Origin of the sequence: Flavobacterium lindanitolerans (assembly GCF_002846575.1) — a bacterium.
GTDB classification, from domain to species: Bacteria; Bacteroidota; Bacteroidia; order Flavobacteriales; family Flavobacteriaceae; genus Flavobacterium; species Flavobacterium lindanitolerans.
The window spans coordinates 2170473-2186028 of record NZ_PJND01000007.1; the positions used below are offsets into that span (position 1 = coordinate 2170473).

Annotated in this window: 15 protein-coding genes; 4 read left to right on the plus strand and 11 right to left on the minus strand. The window is 40.2% G+C overall.

Annotated features, from left to right (window positions below; all coding sequences use genetic code 11):
• Positions 1–47 precede the first annotated feature (47 nt).
• The 8 genes from B0G92_RS09670 to B0G92_RS09705 all read right to left on the minus strand — a co-directional run bounded on the left by B0G92_RS09670 (position 48) and on the right by B0G92_RS09705 (position 7785).
• Positions 48–1436: a TolC family protein gene (locus B0G92_RS09670; RefSeq protein ID WP_310793707.1), complete on the minus strand. Its 1389-nt coding sequence runs from the start codon at positions 1434–1436 to the stop codon at positions 48–50.
• Complete coding sequence (locus B0G92_RS09675) at positions 1433–2782, minus strand: HlyD family secretion protein (protein WP_056071274.1); 1350 nt, start codon at positions 2780–2782, stop codon at positions 1433–1435. The genes B0G92_RS09670 and B0G92_RS09675 overlap by 4 nt, the downstream gene beginning before the upstream one ends.
• Positions 2776–4446 carry a peptidase domain-containing ABC transporter gene (locus tag B0G92_RS09680; protein ID WP_101471950.1) on the minus strand — a complete coding sequence of 557 codons (1671 nt, stop codon included), beginning with the start codon at positions 4444–4446 and terminating at the stop codon, positions 2776–2778. Before B0G92_RS09680 ends, B0G92_RS09675 begins: the two co-directional genes overlap by 7 nt.
• Positions 4447–4449: 3 nt before the next feature.
• Entirely contained in the window at positions 4450–5121 is a 672-nt protein-coding gene (locus tag B0G92_RS09685) for a TetR/AcrR family transcriptional regulator (protein WP_101471951.1), read from the minus strand.
• A gap of 144 nt (positions 5122–5265) precedes the next feature.
• The gene (locus B0G92_RS09690; RefSeq protein ID WP_101471952.1) at positions 5266–5406 is read right to left on the minus strand and encodes a DUF2256 domain-containing protein; all 141 of its coding nucleotides are present in this window, start codon (positions 5404–5406) and stop codon (positions 5266–5268) included.
• Positions 5403–5690 (minus strand): TIGR03643 family protein, encoded by a 288-nt coding sequence (locus B0G92_RS09695; RefSeq protein WP_310793708.1) that lies wholly within the window; start codon positions 5688–5690, stop codon positions 5403–5405. The genes B0G92_RS09690 and B0G92_RS09695 overlap by 4 nt, the downstream gene beginning before the upstream one ends.
• Entirely contained in the window at positions 5687–7105 is a 1419-nt protein-coding gene (locus tag B0G92_RS09700) for an SDR family oxidoreductase (RefSeq protein ID WP_101471953.1), read from the minus strand. The genes B0G92_RS09695 and B0G92_RS09700 overlap by 4 nt, the downstream gene beginning before the upstream one ends.
• Before the next feature lie 2 nt (positions 7106–7107).
• Positions 7108–7785 carry an SDR family NAD(P)-dependent oxidoreductase gene (locus tag B0G92_RS09705; protein ID WP_180326425.1) on the minus strand — a complete coding sequence of 226 codons (678 nt, stop codon included), beginning with the start codon at positions 7783–7785 and terminating at the stop codon, positions 7108–7110.
• Between the two features lie 326 nt (positions 7786–8111).
• Between B0G92_RS09705 and B0G92_RS09710 the strand changes: the two genes are divergently transcribed.
• Complete coding sequence (locus tag B0G92_RS09710) at positions 8112–9008, plus strand: MerR family transcriptional regulator (RefSeq protein ID WP_101471955.1); 897 nt, start codon at positions 8112–8114, stop codon at positions 9006–9008.
• Positions 9009–9269: 261 nt separating this feature from the next.
• Positions 9270–10253 (plus strand): fasciclin domain-containing protein, encoded by a 984-nt coding sequence (locus tag B0G92_RS09715; RefSeq protein WP_101471956.1) that lies wholly within the window; start codon positions 9270–9272, stop codon positions 10251–10253.
• 98 nt (positions 10254–10351) lie between these two features.
• On the opposite strand, the gene B0G92_RS09720 is transcribed toward B0G92_RS09715, so the two are convergent.
• From B0G92_RS09720 to B0G92_RS09730, 3 genes are read right to left on the minus strand one after another with little or no spacing between them, the layout of a single operon-like run.
• Positions 10352–11101 (minus strand): succinate dehydrogenase/fumarate reductase iron-sulfur subunit, encoded by a 750-nt coding sequence (locus B0G92_RS09720; RefSeq protein WP_101471957.1) that lies wholly within the window; start codon positions 11099–11101, stop codon positions 10352–10354.
• 16 nt (positions 11102–11117) lie between these two features.
• Positions 11118–13034 carry a fumarate reductase/succinate dehydrogenase flavoprotein subunit gene (locus tag B0G92_RS09725; RefSeq protein WP_101471958.1) on the minus strand — a complete coding sequence of 639 codons (1917 nt, stop codon included), beginning with the start codon at positions 13032–13034 and terminating at the stop codon, positions 11118–11120.
• Between the two features lie 11 nt (positions 13035–13045).
• Positions 13046–13702, minus strand: a complete 657-nt coding sequence (locus B0G92_RS09730) for a succinate dehydrogenase cytochrome b subunit (RefSeq protein WP_101471959.1) — start codon at positions 13700–13702, stop codon at positions 13046–13048.
• A gap of 378 nt (positions 13703–14080) precedes the next feature.
• Here B0G92_RS09730 and B0G92_RS09735 point away from each other — a divergent pair, with 378 nt between their 5' ends.
• On the plus strand, positions 14081–15085 hold the full coding sequence (locus B0G92_RS09735) for an alpha/beta fold hydrolase (RefSeq protein ID WP_245867746.1): 1005 nt from the start codon (positions 14081–14083) through the stop codon (positions 15083–15085).
• Positions 15086–15099: 14 nt separating this feature from the next.
• Positions 15100–15555 carry a DUF6130 family protein gene (locus tag B0G92_RS09740; protein ID WP_218971852.1) on the plus strand — a complete coding sequence of 152 codons (456 nt, stop codon included), beginning with the start codon at positions 15100–15102 and terminating at the stop codon, positions 15553–15555.
• The last annotated feature ends 1 nt before the right edge of the window (position 15556 follow it).

Genomic DNA, 15556 nt, shown 5'->3' on the forward strand with positions numbered 1-15556 from the left:
ACTTTCTGATGTTGGTAAACGGTTGTATCTGGCTGTTAAAGTAATTATTAAGGAATGCTCAAGACCTTATAAAGATTAGCTATTGAGGCAAGAAGCCTGTTTTCCGTATTGATTTCGGCCAGTCTGCTGCTAACCACATTATTTTCCCTGGAATTAATAAGAAAAAGAGAGCTTTCCCCAAAGGAAAACAATTTTTCTTCCGATGAAAGCATTACGGTATAATCCTTTACAAGCTCAGCTGCGGTTAGCTGCTGTTGGTTAAGCGATTCAATTTCTGCACTATAAGTAAGGATTTTATTTTTTAGCGCTACACGTTCCAATTCCAGATCCAGTTGGCCATCCTGGATTTTCAGTTTGGCTAGCTGCAATGAACCTCTTTCTTTACGAAGGAACAAAGGGAAACTGAAATTTAGACCTATCTTATAATCCTGAAACCTGTAATCTGTAAAATAGGCTGGCTCAGAAAGATAATTGTAGCTTACATTCATTTCAGGGAGTAGCATGTTTGCCTTGTAACGACGTTCAATTTCGAGCATACTCAATTTACTTTGCAAAGACTGTATTTTAGGATGGCTGTCTAAAGCAGCGGACGGGTTTAATTGTAAATTGGTGTTCAGGCTGGTATCGACACTGTTTCTGACATTTTCTTCCGGCGTGATATTCTCTTCGAGTTCAACGGGAACATTATCAATCCATAGAAAGTTGGACAATTCCAGTCGTGATTTTGTAAGTTTTAGCTGGGCATCTTTTAGGCTTAGCTCACGTGTCTTAACCAAAATACCCGCTTCTACGCTGTCAATTGCCGGTTTATCGCCGGTTTCTATAAGACGTAATATCCCATCGTAGCGCTTCTGTGCATATTCCAAATAGGTTTTATATAACTCTGCTTCATCAAATGCTCGCTTCCAGTTAAAATAGGCCAGGGATGCCTCATATATGACATCTGTTGTCTCCATTTTTTGCTCTGCGGCACTGAGTTGAAGTTGTACTTTTGCCATCCTGACATCAGCCATCCGTTTATTGATAAAAAGTCCCTGTCCCAAAGGGATGGATATTCCTATGGAAGTCAGACCATTGTTAGGTGTTGTATTTTGTGGATTTACATACAAGCCTTCGCTGTTATCAAATGCAGCTTTAATTTCAATTCCATACCAGGTAGGTATCTTAAAAGTACTTTTTAGCAGTGAATAATAATTCTTATCCTTAAAATCCTTCTGATCATAATCTACCTCAATTTTAGGGTCAAATCCACCACGGGCTGTCAAAAGCTCGGCTTCAGATTTGCTGAGCATCAATCCGGATTGCCTCACAAGCGGATGGTATTTCTTTACATAACCAATATATTCGCTAAAGCTAAGCTCTTTTTCTTTGAATGATTGAGCCTTAATGTGATAGCTAATCAGTATCAATAAGATTATAAAAACTCGTTTCATCATTTTTCTTTAGAATTCTGATTTTGGGAATGCTGGTAATAATTAGGAGGAAATCCGTTGAGTGTTCTCCAGATTTCAAACCATATCGGTACGGTATCAAGCAGGGTTATAGTCTGTACTCCGGCACCAATGCTGAGTTGTTTTGGCCATGGAGCCTCATTTTTGTCTGGTGCGATCAGCACTCTGTACTTGCCATTCGGACTGATGAAATTTTCAATAGCAACTATCCTGCCTCCAAATGTACCATAGGACATACCCGGCCATCCGGAGAAAACGATGGTTGGCCACCCGTCGAACCATACCCGAACTCTGTCGCCTTTTTTAAGCAGGGGAAGATCAATAGGCTTAACATAGGTCTCAACCGCAATTTCGTAGCTTGCCGGCATTATACTGACAACAGGCATACCTTCTTTTATAGTTTCGCCAATCCCTGATTGTAAGGCACGGTTAACAAAACCACTTTGGGGTGCTTTTATGTAATACATGCCATTGCGTATACTGTAATTGACATACTGGTTTTCGAGCTTTGATACCTGAGCTTCTGTATCATACTGGCTGCTTAGTGCTGTAAATTTATCACTGCTTGACTTTGCAATTTTTTCATTGTATTCTGCCGTTATCCTTCCAATCTCGACTTTCGCATTAATGAGCTCGTTTCTTGCGGTAAGCAATTTATTTTCCTGAGTGATGATCTTGGCTTGCGCATCCTGGAGTTTAAGGCGTTTTTCTTCCACATCAGTAAGAGGCTTCAGGCCATCCTTATTGAGCTGTACAGAACGGTCAAATTGCGTGTTGGCAATTTTTAGCTGCGTCTTGACTGCCTCCAGATCAATACTGTCGCTTTTAACCTTTAAAACTGCCTGCCTGATTTTGTTGGTGGCCTGCTGTATTTTTAGGTTCTGCTCCTTCGAAAGTGCGCTCATTTGAGATTCCAGTGATTTTACCTTACCATCATACGACTGCAGGGCGCTTTTTTTTGCATCTACCTGCTGTTTGGTATTTTTTACCAGGTTCGGATCAAAATAATCTTCTTTAATTTCTGAAATATAGAGTATCGTATCGCCTTTCTCTACAAAATCTCCTTCCTGGACATACCATTTTTCGATTCTACCTGCTATGGCAGTATGGATGGTCTGCGGACGCTGATTTGGCTTTAGTGTTGTGACTGCCCCGTTGCCGGAAACATTTTGTGTCCAGGGAAGGAATAGCAACACTATACCCAATAGGCACAGTCCGATGATTATCCTTTTCAATATCTTATAATGCGGCCTGTCTGACAATTGCTTTATTGTACTTAAGTGCTGCATTGACTCAATTCGCACTTTTTTATTATTCGAAATATTTAGCATGGCGTGAAGTATTGATCGTTAATTATCTTGCCGTTTTCCATTGTAATGCGCCTTGTTGCTCCTTCTTCCCAATGTAAACTGGCAGAAGAAACCACTACGGTCCAGGGATTTTTATCTGAAAAAATAAATTTTATGATTGCTTTTGTGGCTTCGTTATCCATACGGTCTGTCGGATCCTCATAAAATAGAATCGATGGTCTGTGAACGATACTTCGCGCAAGTAATATCTTTTGGGCGTTTGAAGAAGAGAGGTGCCTTCCTTCCGGGAAAATTTTGGTGTCGAGACCATCTGGCAGCGATTTTACAAAATCGGTTAATTGTACCGCATCGAGGGCCCAACGCAAATCTTCCATGGTAATTGAAGGATTGTTGAAAGTAATGTTTTCACGAATAGTTCCTTCAAAAGGCGTTTCACCCTGAATAATGTATCCAATCCTTGCACGGTAGGAGGCCGGATCAATTTTTAACAAGGAATCATCATTTATGGATAGTACACCTGATGTTGGCTGTAACAGGCCGGAAAGTATCCTTATTAATGTAGTTTTACCTGCTCCGTTATTTCCTTGCAATAGTATTTTTTCACCGGGTAAAATCTGAAGATTCACATTTTTGAGTGCGTCTTTTTTTGCATCAGGATAATGGAAGCGGACATTTTCTGCTGCAATAGTCATTTCGGCTCCTTCCGGAAGGACATCACTGTATTTTTCATCGTCAAGATCCATATCAGATACCTGGCCAATCTTTTCAACAGAGGTAAGCACATCATAAAAGCTTTCAAGTCCTATAATGATTTTCTCAACAGAATTAATCACAAGGAGGATTACAATTTCTGCAGCGACAAACTGCCCGATATTCATTTGCTGGTTGATTACCAGAAATCCCCCAATCAGAAGAAGTCCGGCTGTAATGATGATCTTAAAGATAATCAATTGGATGAACTGCCTCCTGATAATATTAAAGTGCTGTTCGCGATACTTAAGATATCCTTCTACTAATGTATTATTTTTATCCAGCGCAAAGTTAAAGTTTAGGATTGTCCTGAAAGAGGAAGTATTTCTGGCAATTTCCTGCAACCAGTCTGCCGCTTTATATTTGTACTTTGACTCGCTCAAACTCGTCTCCAGACCCGGCCGGTAGGAGAATTTAAAAATAAGGTACAATAATATAATCAGCAGTATTCCAAAGAGAATAAAGAATGGATGGTATAATGACAGTAGTATTATACCAAAGCCAATTTGCAGCAAGGCGGACGAGAAGTCAATGAGAAGTTTAGAAACACCTTTTTGTATGGACATGGTATCAAAAAATCTGTTGGCTATCTCTGGAGGATACACATTAGTATGCGTTTCTCCAAAACGGATCTTGGGAAGTCTGTAGGCAAATTCAAAGGACGACCTGACAAAAATCTTTTGCTGTAAATTTTCGGTTATTCGCAATTGCATTAATGACAGTATGCCTACAAGGGCTACACCGGCAATAACAAAAATTACGAGGACAATCCAGGAAACACTCACTCTTCCGCTTTGTATAAAGTTGATAATTGCCTGTATGCCCAGCGGTAATGACAAGCTGATAAACCCTGCAAACAAGGCATAGAAAAATATCTGTGAAACGTCCTTACTGTCGAGTCGTAAAAGGCTGAAAAATCGTTTGGCTGGTGTCATTTTTTACTTATTTAACGATGTGATGAGATATAAATAGAAATCAGTGGGGCTGACTTTTTCATTGCAGTCCGTGATCGTTTTGAAATGGTCTTTAATAAAATGCTGATGGAGCGAACCTTCCACAATACTTGATGCAAAAGATTTTGGATAGGGAAAATCAGGGTTTAAATCAATAATCATTGCTACAATTCTATTAATTACCTGCTTGTAAATTAAGAAAAAACCTTCCTTATTTTCTTCATCAACTTCTTTGGTCAAAAAAGTCTTGGTAAATTCGGCAATAATAATACGGTTTAATACAGATTCATCAATGTAGTCCGTGCTTGCGTCATCTTTTATTTGTTCGGTTACAAGCGTTATGGCCTGGCGCAGCTTTTCGGAAGGATCAGAAATATTAGCTGTAGCAAATACTATCCTGTATTCCATCCAACTCCAATACCAGGAAGAAAGGTATACTAGCAGCTTATGCTTATTTTCGAAGTAACGGTATAGCGAACTTTCATTAGAACCGATACGTTCTCCAAGTTTCTTAAAAGTGAAGTTGTCAAATCCCACTTCATCAATAAGTTTGATACTTTCCTGAACGATTTTACGTCCCAGCTCGGAAGTTTGCGGATCCTTGAGGTAAATTTTTGGATTTACCTGGATTTTTAAATGCGCTAGTAAACTTTTCATTTTGTAAAATTTACACGCAAAATTAATAGTAATGCTATTATGTTTGAAATTATTAATAGTATTTAACTTTTGTTTAGGTTTTAAAATTTACATACCATAGAAACTTTATTAAATAAGGAAGTTTAAGTCTTAAAAATTACATATTTATCGTTTCCTTTTTCTGCATCGTTCACTGCAATATCTTACATTATCCCAATCTTTTTTCCATTTTTTTCTCCAGGAGAAGGATAATCCACAGTGAATGCAAGTTTTTGTTGGGAGGTTTGATTTTGCGACACGTTTCAACGCTTGGAGATTTTATTGTTTGTAATAATTCGTTGCCTGCTGCACTTAAAGCGCGTGATACCTTGAAAGCGTCTGGATGCATGTTTTGTTTTGCACTGTTCAATCCGGCTTCGCCAATTTCTGTAACTGGAAGGACGTAATACTTTATGCATCAGTTTACGAAGCTCTCCCTCCGTAAGTCCAAATTGTAATGTTATGGCCTCAAACGGCGTACGGTCTTCCCAGGCCATTTCTATGATCCTGTCCAGATCCCGGTCATTGAAAGTATTCAGCCTCTTTTTCACGATGCAATCTTTTTTATCATGCCGTTAAATATGAAATAATGAAATGGAAGTACAAAGTACCAGTATAGTCTGCCCAAAAGGCCCAGAGGGCGGAAAGTTGCGGTTTGTTTAACAATGCCATCAGCGATGGTAAATTCCAGCCATGCCTCACCGGGCAATCGCATTTCAGCATATAGGAGAAGTCGCATCTCTTCACGGTCAGCATACAAAACCCTCCAAAAATCAAGTGACTCTCCCGTAGAAATGTGAGAGGCATTCCTGCGCCCACGTTTAAGACCGACACCTCCAAAGAGTTTGTCAAGAAAGCCTCGAAAACTCCAGAGCCAGTCTGCGTAATACCAACCTGCTGTGCCTCCTATTGCGAAAATTCTATTTGCGGCCTGTTGCGGATCTGTGGCTTTCATGGTTTTGACATCTTTAAAAACCCCAAATTCAGGTACCTGAACTGTGGAATAAAGGCGCGCCTGACGTTCTGAACCGAGTGCGTCTTTCCAGGTAGAGAGCACCATGTCCTGTTCAATCTTTCCAAATGCCAGAGCTATAGCCTCGCGATAGGATATAAGTTGGATCTTCAATAACCCGGCAAGGTTGTTAGGAACTGCAACAACATCCACTTTCATACTATCCACCAGGTTTTTTGCCAGTGGATATGAAGTGGAAGTGACAAAATAAAGCCAATAGGAGGAGAGCTTCGGTGTCATTACAGGCACGGTAATAATCCGACGCTGTAATCCACGCTCGGAAGCAAAGTACATCAACATCTGTTTGTAGGTCAGTATGTCAGGACCGTAAATATCATAATGTCTGTCAAAGGTCTGTTTTTGAAGCAACACTCCGGCAAGAAATTCAACAACATTCCGTATGGCGATAGGCTGGCATCTGGTATGTAGCCACTTTGGAGCTACCATTACAGGCAGTTTTTCCACCAGATCACGTATTATCTCAAAGGAGGCGCTGCCGGAACCTACAATAATACCTGCCCGCAAAGAAGTAAGCGGAACATGGCCGGAAGCAAGTATATCTTCCACATTTTTGCGGGAGGCAAGGTGTGGTGATAGCTTTGAGTCATTAATAATCCCACTGAGGTAGATGACCTGCTGAGCCTTTGTCTTTCCTATTGCTTCTGTAAAATTACGGGCTGCTTGTTCTTCCAGTGATGTGAATTCGCCTGAGGCACTCATAGAATGCACCAGATAATAGGCAGCATCAATATCTTTTGGTATTCCGGAAGTAAGACTTTCAGGTATCAATAAGTCTGCTTCCAAAATTTTCGGAGGAATAATTCCCGTAAATTTTCCGGTGTCAAACCTGCGGCTATTGCGCACAAGACATATTACCTCATGTCCTTGCGCCATCAGCACCGGAAGGAGCCGTTGTGCGATATATCCTGTTGCACCTGTCAAAAGTATCTTCATGCCTATTTAATTATAGTTCCAAGACCTCCATTAATATTATAAACCTGTCCTGTTACCCAACGATATTCGGTCAACATATGAAAGGCAACCTTAGCAATTTCTGCTGATGTGCCGAAAGTATTCATGGGATGCCGTGCCTTTGCGGCCTGAATTTTTGCTTGTGTATTAAGCAGTCCAGCTGCTAGCGGTGTATCTGTTAGGGAAGGTGCAATGGCATTTACGCGTACATCGGGTGCCAGTTCTGCAGCCATGGCAAGGGTAAGACCTTCTACGGCACCTTTGGCCATTGCAGTTGCAGTATGAAAAGGCATTCCCGTCCGAACAGCTACGCTGCTAAAGAGGAGTATAGAAGGATCTTTTGTGTTTTTTATATTAGCCAGATATTGTTGTACAAATAAAAGCGCAGCAGTAGCATTTAAAGTTATAGTTTTGTTGACATCTTCTTTAGATAGCCTTGCCAGAGGCTTAAGCATGATACTTCCCGGACAGTACACCAGTCCCGCAGCTTTAACGGTAATATCTGGCAGCGGTTCATCACTAAGGAAATCGTGTGAGTAGTGTCTGTAAAGCTTGTGACCGTTAAGCGGTCCCGGGGTACGGCTGAGGCCGCACACTTCAAATCCATGGTGTATGAGCAAAGTGGCAAGCTCAAGACCAATTCCACTACTTGCACCCGCCACAATGTAGGTATTTGCTATATTTTCCATTATTTATTTTGTATTGGACGATTGTAATTATTAAATGACAGTCAGCTAACGGGAAAGAATTTTGGAGCAAAGCACAGGAGTGGGTTTCGAAATTGTCGATTTGCTTTTTGAGATTGCTAAATGACATTTGAAACTCCATTGGTTGTATATTATTTTATCTACTTGTTTAAATAAAATACAAATATACATAAACATTTTTTCTGTTTAACAATTCTGTGTTTTTGTTAAACAAATTTATTATTTTTGTGTTCATAAGTAGAGCTTCCGGCTTTTGCAATTAAGTATTAAATCCTTAATCGATGAACAACATCAAGACTGTATTTTCAATTGGAGACCTTGAGGGACTATCTGGGATAAAAGCACATACAATACGCATTTGGGAAAAAAGATATGGTCTTCTTTCACCAGAGCGGAGCGAAAATAACTTACGTTATTATGGTCTTGATGAATTGCGTAAGCTTCTTAATGTGGTACTTCTGACAGGTTACGGAGTGAAGATTTCTAAAGTAGCCAAAATGAGAACCGAGGAAATCGAGATGATGGTGGGCGAAATTCGTGTTGGCAGGGAGGACATCAAACATACACTCCATCTCTTCAAGCTGGCAATGATGACTTTTGACCAACCACTGTTTTTGGATGCCACTGATCATCTTTTAATAAAAATGCCATTTGAAAAAGTTTTCCTTGAGTACTACATTCCTTTTTTACAGGAGATTGGCCTGATGTGGCAGGCCGGAACTATCCAACCGGCTCACGAGCATTTTATCAGTTGTCTGATACGTATGATATTAATCCAGCAGATTTCTTTGTGTAGCAGAAGAGTCAGAAAAGGCACGGTGCCTGCGTATGTGCTTTTCCTTCCTTTTGGCGAAATCCATGAACTGGGTCTCATGTTTCTGCAATACTTAATTACTTCTTACGGTGAGGGTTGCGTATATCTCGGGAGCAGTATTCCGTTAGATAGCCTGTCAGAGGTTACCAAGCTTTTCAGAGGTGTTACTTTCATCACCTACATGACGGTACTGCCTGAAGAAAAACCGCTCGATGAATATGTTGAGGCATTACTCGAAAAGGTACGAGACAACCATTCGCAACTTTGGATAGTAGGTCGCCGTGTTGCCGAACTGACACTGGATGATAGGGATAGCCTTACTCTTTTTACTACGTTGCAGGATATTGCTGCAAAATTATCATAACTATACTGCAAATAGGTGTATTAGATTTTAAATCTAAACTTTTACATTAGCAAATTATATGGTTTTGTTCAGCCTTTCTTCCTGTTTTTTATTCTCTAGTTATTCAATTGCCTTCTGTTTAGAGACTTTCTGTAATTTATAGTACAGCTATAAATAACTATTACCTAAACAAAAATTAATTTTTTGTTTAATTGTTTAAGTGTTTTTGTTAAACAAAATTTTGTATTATAATTTTGAGACACTAACCTAAAAATAGAACTTATGAAAAGAAATTTTTTCAGAAAGGGGATTGCAATACTCACCCTTGCTTTTATTCCAGTTGTGTCATCGTGCAGTGATGATGATAATGAGCAAATGCCACAGGGCAATACCATTGTTGATATAGCTTCATCGAATGCTAATCTTTCTTTGCTGGTAGATGCTCTTGATAGAGCTGACTTAGCGGCAACTCTTGACGGAAACGGAAGTTTTACAGTGTTTGCACCAACTAACCAGGCATTTACAGCATTCCTGCAACAAAAAGGATTTGCGAATCTTGATGCTGTTCCGGTTCCGGTTCTTAAGGAAATACTGCTTAACCATGTCATTTCAGGTGCGGTTACATCATCGTCACTTACTACTGGCTATGTGAAGACAATGGCCAAAGGAAGTGCATCGGCAACCAACACATTAAGTATGTATATCAATACAGCTAATGGGGTTGTGATCAATGGAGGTGCAGCCAATGGAGGTGCCACAGTAACTACAGCCGATGTAATGGCAAGTAATGGTGTAGTACACATTGTGGGAAATGTTATCGATTTGCCTACTGTGACGAGCCATGCCATTGCCAATCCTGATTTCTCGATTCTTGTTCAGGCACTTACAAGAAACGATCAGCCTGACTTTGCTGGCATTCTTTCTGGTACACAAAATTCACCATTTACGGTATTTGCACCAACCAATTCAGCATTTGCCAGCCTGTTGACCGAACTTAACCTTACGGGTCTGTCACAGATTCCACAGGCAACTTTGGAAAATACTCTAAAATATCATGTCGTGGCAGGACAAAATATATTGTCCGCATCGCTTATGAATAATATGAGCGTGACTACATTCCAGGGTAGCAACTTTACGGTTAATACTCAGGGTGGGGCTTCTATAAGAGATGCTAATGGTAGAGTGTCTACAATTACAGCAACTGACGTTCAGGCTTCTAACGGTGTTGTGCATGTAATTAATAAGGTACTTTTACCTCCTATGTAATAGCTAAAAAGAAGTGAGTAGAATTTACAGGGTGTCTTTTTTAAAGGCACCCTCATTTATTTAGTAATTTATTGCTATAATCTGAAATCGTTCAATATTTATTTTTTCTTAAAAAACAAAGCTCTGTTATATTCATAATTCATTCTTGCAATACTCAGGACAGAGATACCCTGAGGGCATTCGACTTCACAGGCTTCTGTATTTGAGCAGTGTCCGAAGTGTTCAGCATCCATTTGTCGTACCATATTCAACACACGTTCGCTGCGTTCTTCCTTTCCTTGAGGAAGCGAAACCATATGCGTGATTTTTGCAGATGTAAATAAGGCTGCACTTGCATTTTTACAGGTAGCCACGCAAGCCCCGCAACCAATACAGGCTGCGGCATCGAATGCTTCTTCAGCAGTCTGATGCGTAACGGCAATGGCTGTTGCATCTGGAGCCTGGCCTGTGTTTATCGAAACAAATCCACCGGAAGAGATAATTCGGTCAAATGCCGACCGGTCAACTTTAAGGTCTTTTTTGACAGGAAAAGCCTCTGCCCGAAAAGGTTCTATCAAAATTGTTTCGCCGTCTTTGAAAGAACGCAGGTGAAGCTGGCAGGTGGTTGTCTGTTTCAGAGGGCCGTGTGCGATACCGTTAATCATCATCCCACATTGTCCGCAAATTCCCTCGCGGCAATCATGGTCAAATTCTACGGGTTCATCGCCTTCAAGAATCAGCTTTTCATTCAAAGTATCCAGCATTTCCAGAAATGACATATGTGGATTAAGTTCAGTAAGATCATAATTTACCAGTTTCCCTTCACTTTGACGGTCTTTCTGTCTCCATATTTTCAGGTGTAAATCCATAATTCCTGTGTTTTTCTTATTTATAACTTCTAACCGTCGGTTTTACTTCTTCAAAAATTAACGGTTCTTTGACGAGCTCCGGTTCCTTGTTTTCACCCGTCCAATTCCAGGCAGAAATAAATTGAAATTCAGCATCGTTTCGTAATGCTTCTCCGTCAGGAGTTTGAAATTCTTCCCTAAAATGGGCGCCACAGGATTCATTCCGGGTTAACGCATCATAACACATCAATTCGCCAATTTCGAAGTAATCTGCCACACGGCCAGCCTTCTCAAGTTCGCTATTCATTGCGTTTCCTTGTCCGGAAACTTTCACATCTTTATAAAATTCCTGTTTCAGTTTCCTGATTTCGTTGATGGCATATTTTAATCCTTCTTCATTTCGCGCCAGACCGCAATAATCATAGAGCAGTTTTCCCAAAGTTTTATGGAAATAATCTACCGTTTTTGTTCCTTTGATAGAGATGAAGTTTTCAATTTGCTGCTTCACATGATTCTCAGCTTTTTCAAACTCTGGAGTAGTAGTAGCTATTTTTCCGGTATGAATTTCATTCGATAAATAATTTGCTATGGTGTAAGGAGCGATAAAATAGCCATCAACGGAAGCCTGTAGTAAGGAGTTGGCACCTAATCGATTGGCTCCATGGTCTGCAAAATTGGCTTCTCCCAAGGCAAATAACCCCGGAATGGTCGTCATCAATTCATAATCCACCCAAAGCCCGCCCATCGAAAAGTGTGCGGATGGGGAAATCATCATCGGTTCCTGATACGCATCATATCCGGTAATCTTAAGATACATATCAAAAAGATTTCCATATTTCTCCTGAATCTTTTCTTTCCCCTGTTCTTTTATGGCTTTGGAAAAATCAAGATAGACCGCATTTTTTAAAGGGCCAATCCCGAAACCGGCATCAATTCTTTCTTTTGCAGCCCTTGAGGAAATATCTCTGGGCGCTAAATTTCCAAATGCAGGGTATCTTCTTTCCAGATAATAATCCCTTTCATTTTCAGGAATATCATTCGCTTTTCTGGTTTCGTTTTTATTGGATGGCACCCATATCCGCCCGTCATTTCGTAAGGATTCGGACATCAGCGTTAATTTTGACTGATAATCACCAGATTGGGGCAGGGAAGTAGGATGAACCTGTATCCAGCTTGGTGATGCCATCAAAGCGCCTTTTTTGTGCGCCCTCCAGATGGCAGAACCATTGCATCCCATAGCCAGCGTTGACAAATAATATATTTTGCCATAACCTCCGGTTGCCAAAACCACGGCGTGTGCGGCATGTCGTTCAATTGCTCCTGTATCCAGATTCCTGACAATAATTCCTCTTGCTTTTCCGTCAATCACAACCAGGTCGAGCATTTCGTGTCTTGAAAATAGTTGTACGCTTTTCTTCCCGACTTGTCGCATCAAAGCCTGATAAGCACCCAATAGCAATTGCTGTCCGGTTTGTCCTCTCGCATAAAAAGTGCGGCTTACCTGGACGCCACCAAAAGAACGGTTGTTGAGATAACCACCGTATTCTCTTCCAAAAGGAACACCCTGTGCAACCGCCTGGTCAATCAGGTTTAGTGAACATTCTGCCATTCGATAAACATTGGCTTCCCGGGCCCTGAAATCTCCGCCTTTCAATGTGTCGACAAACATCCGGTAGACACTGTCACCATCATTTTTATAGTTTTTTGCAGCATTTACACCGCCTTGCGCTGCAACAGAATGCGCCCTTCTCGGGCTATCCTGAAAACAGAATGATTTTACATTATAACCCATTTCTCCCAATGAAGCTGCAATGGAACTCCCTGCCAGACCGGTTCCAACAACAATGACATCCAGTTTTTTTCGGTTAGCCGGATTTACAAGTTTTGCCGTTTTTTTATAGTTCTCCCATTTTTTTTCTAAAGGGCCTTCGGGTATTTTTGAATCTAAAACCATACGATTTCAATTTAGCGGTAAGTGAAGAATATATAAACAGGCATCAATGCAAATCCTATACTGATGATAACAGAATAGGCGATACCAACTCTTTGGAACCATCTTACAAACTTCGGATGGTACAATCCCAAAGTTCTGGCGGCACTGTGAATTCCGTGAATTAAATGATAACATAAAGCAATCATTGAAATGGCATAGATAAGGACATACCACCATTCCCGGAAAACAGTCACTACTATAATATATAAATCTTTATTTCCATTGGCATCCAAAGGCGGATTTCCGAATTTATAGACATACCAGAAATTCTGAAAATGAATGACAAGGAAAATTAAAATCAGTGTTCCCAAAACGCCCATATTTCTGGAGTACCATTTGCTTGCTCTTCCCCGATTTTCCACTTGGTAGTTTCCGCCTGCTTTTTTGTTTTTTAAGGTAATGACCAAACCATCAATTGCGTGGAGGATAATGCTTGCATACAGTATATATGAAACTAATTTAATAAGAATATTTCCGGACAGGAAGTGGGAATACGCATTAAATTGAAGATGCGCCTGTTCCTGTGGTAAAAATAGTTGGAGGTTTCCCAGGAAATGAATCAGGAGAAAGAAGCTTAGAAAAAGCCCCGTAAGGCACATTAGCATTTTTCGAGATAAAGTTGAAAGCATACTTTTCAGTTTAGATTACTACTAACCAGGAATTAGTATCCAAAGTTCTCTGATGCCAATAAAGATAATCAATAAAAAAATACGATTTTTCAGACGTATGATTTTTTTACGTTTGAATAATCATTTGAAGTTCAGAAATCAGGATTGCAATTAAATATTCCCCTTTTCTAAAGTCCGATTCAACCATCAATTTGTCCGGTTGGCCTATTTATTAATTTCTGTTCTATCATACCCATGCTACTTTTGGTACAGAAATTAACTAAGTATCAATCATTAATATCTAAAATAATGGAAATAGGTAGTACAAAAAAAGCAGTAACAATAAACTTGACTGATGGAATTCAAAAAAACACACATCATCTTCATTACCCTCTCAATTTGATAGTACTTCTGATCTCTGTTTTCTTTGTTGGTCCAGCATCAGCGCAGAACCAAAAAGCACAGGGATTACCAGAAAATATCACAGATGTGAAATATTCTGTAGCAAGTAGTTTGGGAAAATTAAAACAGATTAATGCCGGGCTCTTGAATGTTGGCTACACAGAAGCAGGCCCTGCAGATGGACCGGTTGTTCTTCTTTTGCATGGCTGGCCCTATGATATTCATAGCTATGAAGAGGTAGTTCCCTTGTTGACAGCAGAAGGATATAGGGTAATTACACCATTCCTGAGAGGTTCGGGATCGACCTCATTTCTCTCAGATAAGACGCAAAGAACCGGACAGCAGGCGGCAACAGCAAGCGATATTATTTCCTTGATGGATGCTCTTAACATTCAAAAAGCAATTATTGGCGGATTTGATTGGGGAGCCAGAACAGCAGTAGCAATGGCAGCATTGTGGCCAGAGCGTTTAAACGGACTTGTTTCAGTGAGTGGTTACCTGCTGGTAAATCTTGAAGCCAATAAAAAGCCTCTACCACCGGCTGCAGAATATGGATGGTGGTATCAGTATTATTTTTCTACGGAACGCGGTAAAATTGGTTATGAGCAAAACACCTACGAATTTAATAAGCAGATATGGAAATTAGCCTCTCCGCAATGGAAATTTGATACGACAACCTATGACCAAACGGCCCGATCTTTTAACAATAAGGATCATGTGGCCATAGTTATTCACAACTACAGATGGCGATTATCACTTTCTCCTGGCGATAAGCGGTATGATGCTCTTGAAAAGCGACTTGAAGCACGACCAGATATAAAAGTGCCTGCAATTACTATTGGAAGTGACTTCGACGGAAGTAATATTGATGGAAAAACGTATGCCGATAAGTTCGTGAATAAATATGAGCATCGAATTTTAAAAGGCATCGGTCATAACGTGCCACAGGAAGATCCTAAGGCTTTTGCACAAGCAATACTTGACGTTGCAAAGTGGAAATAATTATAATAAAAATCATGAAAAATTTATTTAAAAAAATTACAGCAGTCGCATTTTTAGCTGGTTTTAGCTTTAATACAAACGCACAATCAGCAAGAGATTTTATTGGAGCGCCGGCAATAATTCCGATTACTTCAGAACCGGCTCCAAAGCTCATAGTAGATGCGCCAATAGCTGAAGAATTGGCAAAAGCAAAGGTTATTGTTCAATACAGAACAGAAAATCTGAGGATACTTCCGGTTTATGGACAGGAAGCTTTGAAAATTTCACCACGCATTGGGCACTTGCATATAACCGTAGATAATTTGCCATGGCATTGGGCAGATGCCAGTAACGAGCCGTTAATCATAGTTGGAATGAGTCCGGGAAAACACAGCATTCTTTTTGAACTGGCCGATTCTACGCATAAAGTGCTTCAAAGCCAGCTAATAACATTTGAAATTCCAGACATTAAAACAGTGCATAAACATTAAT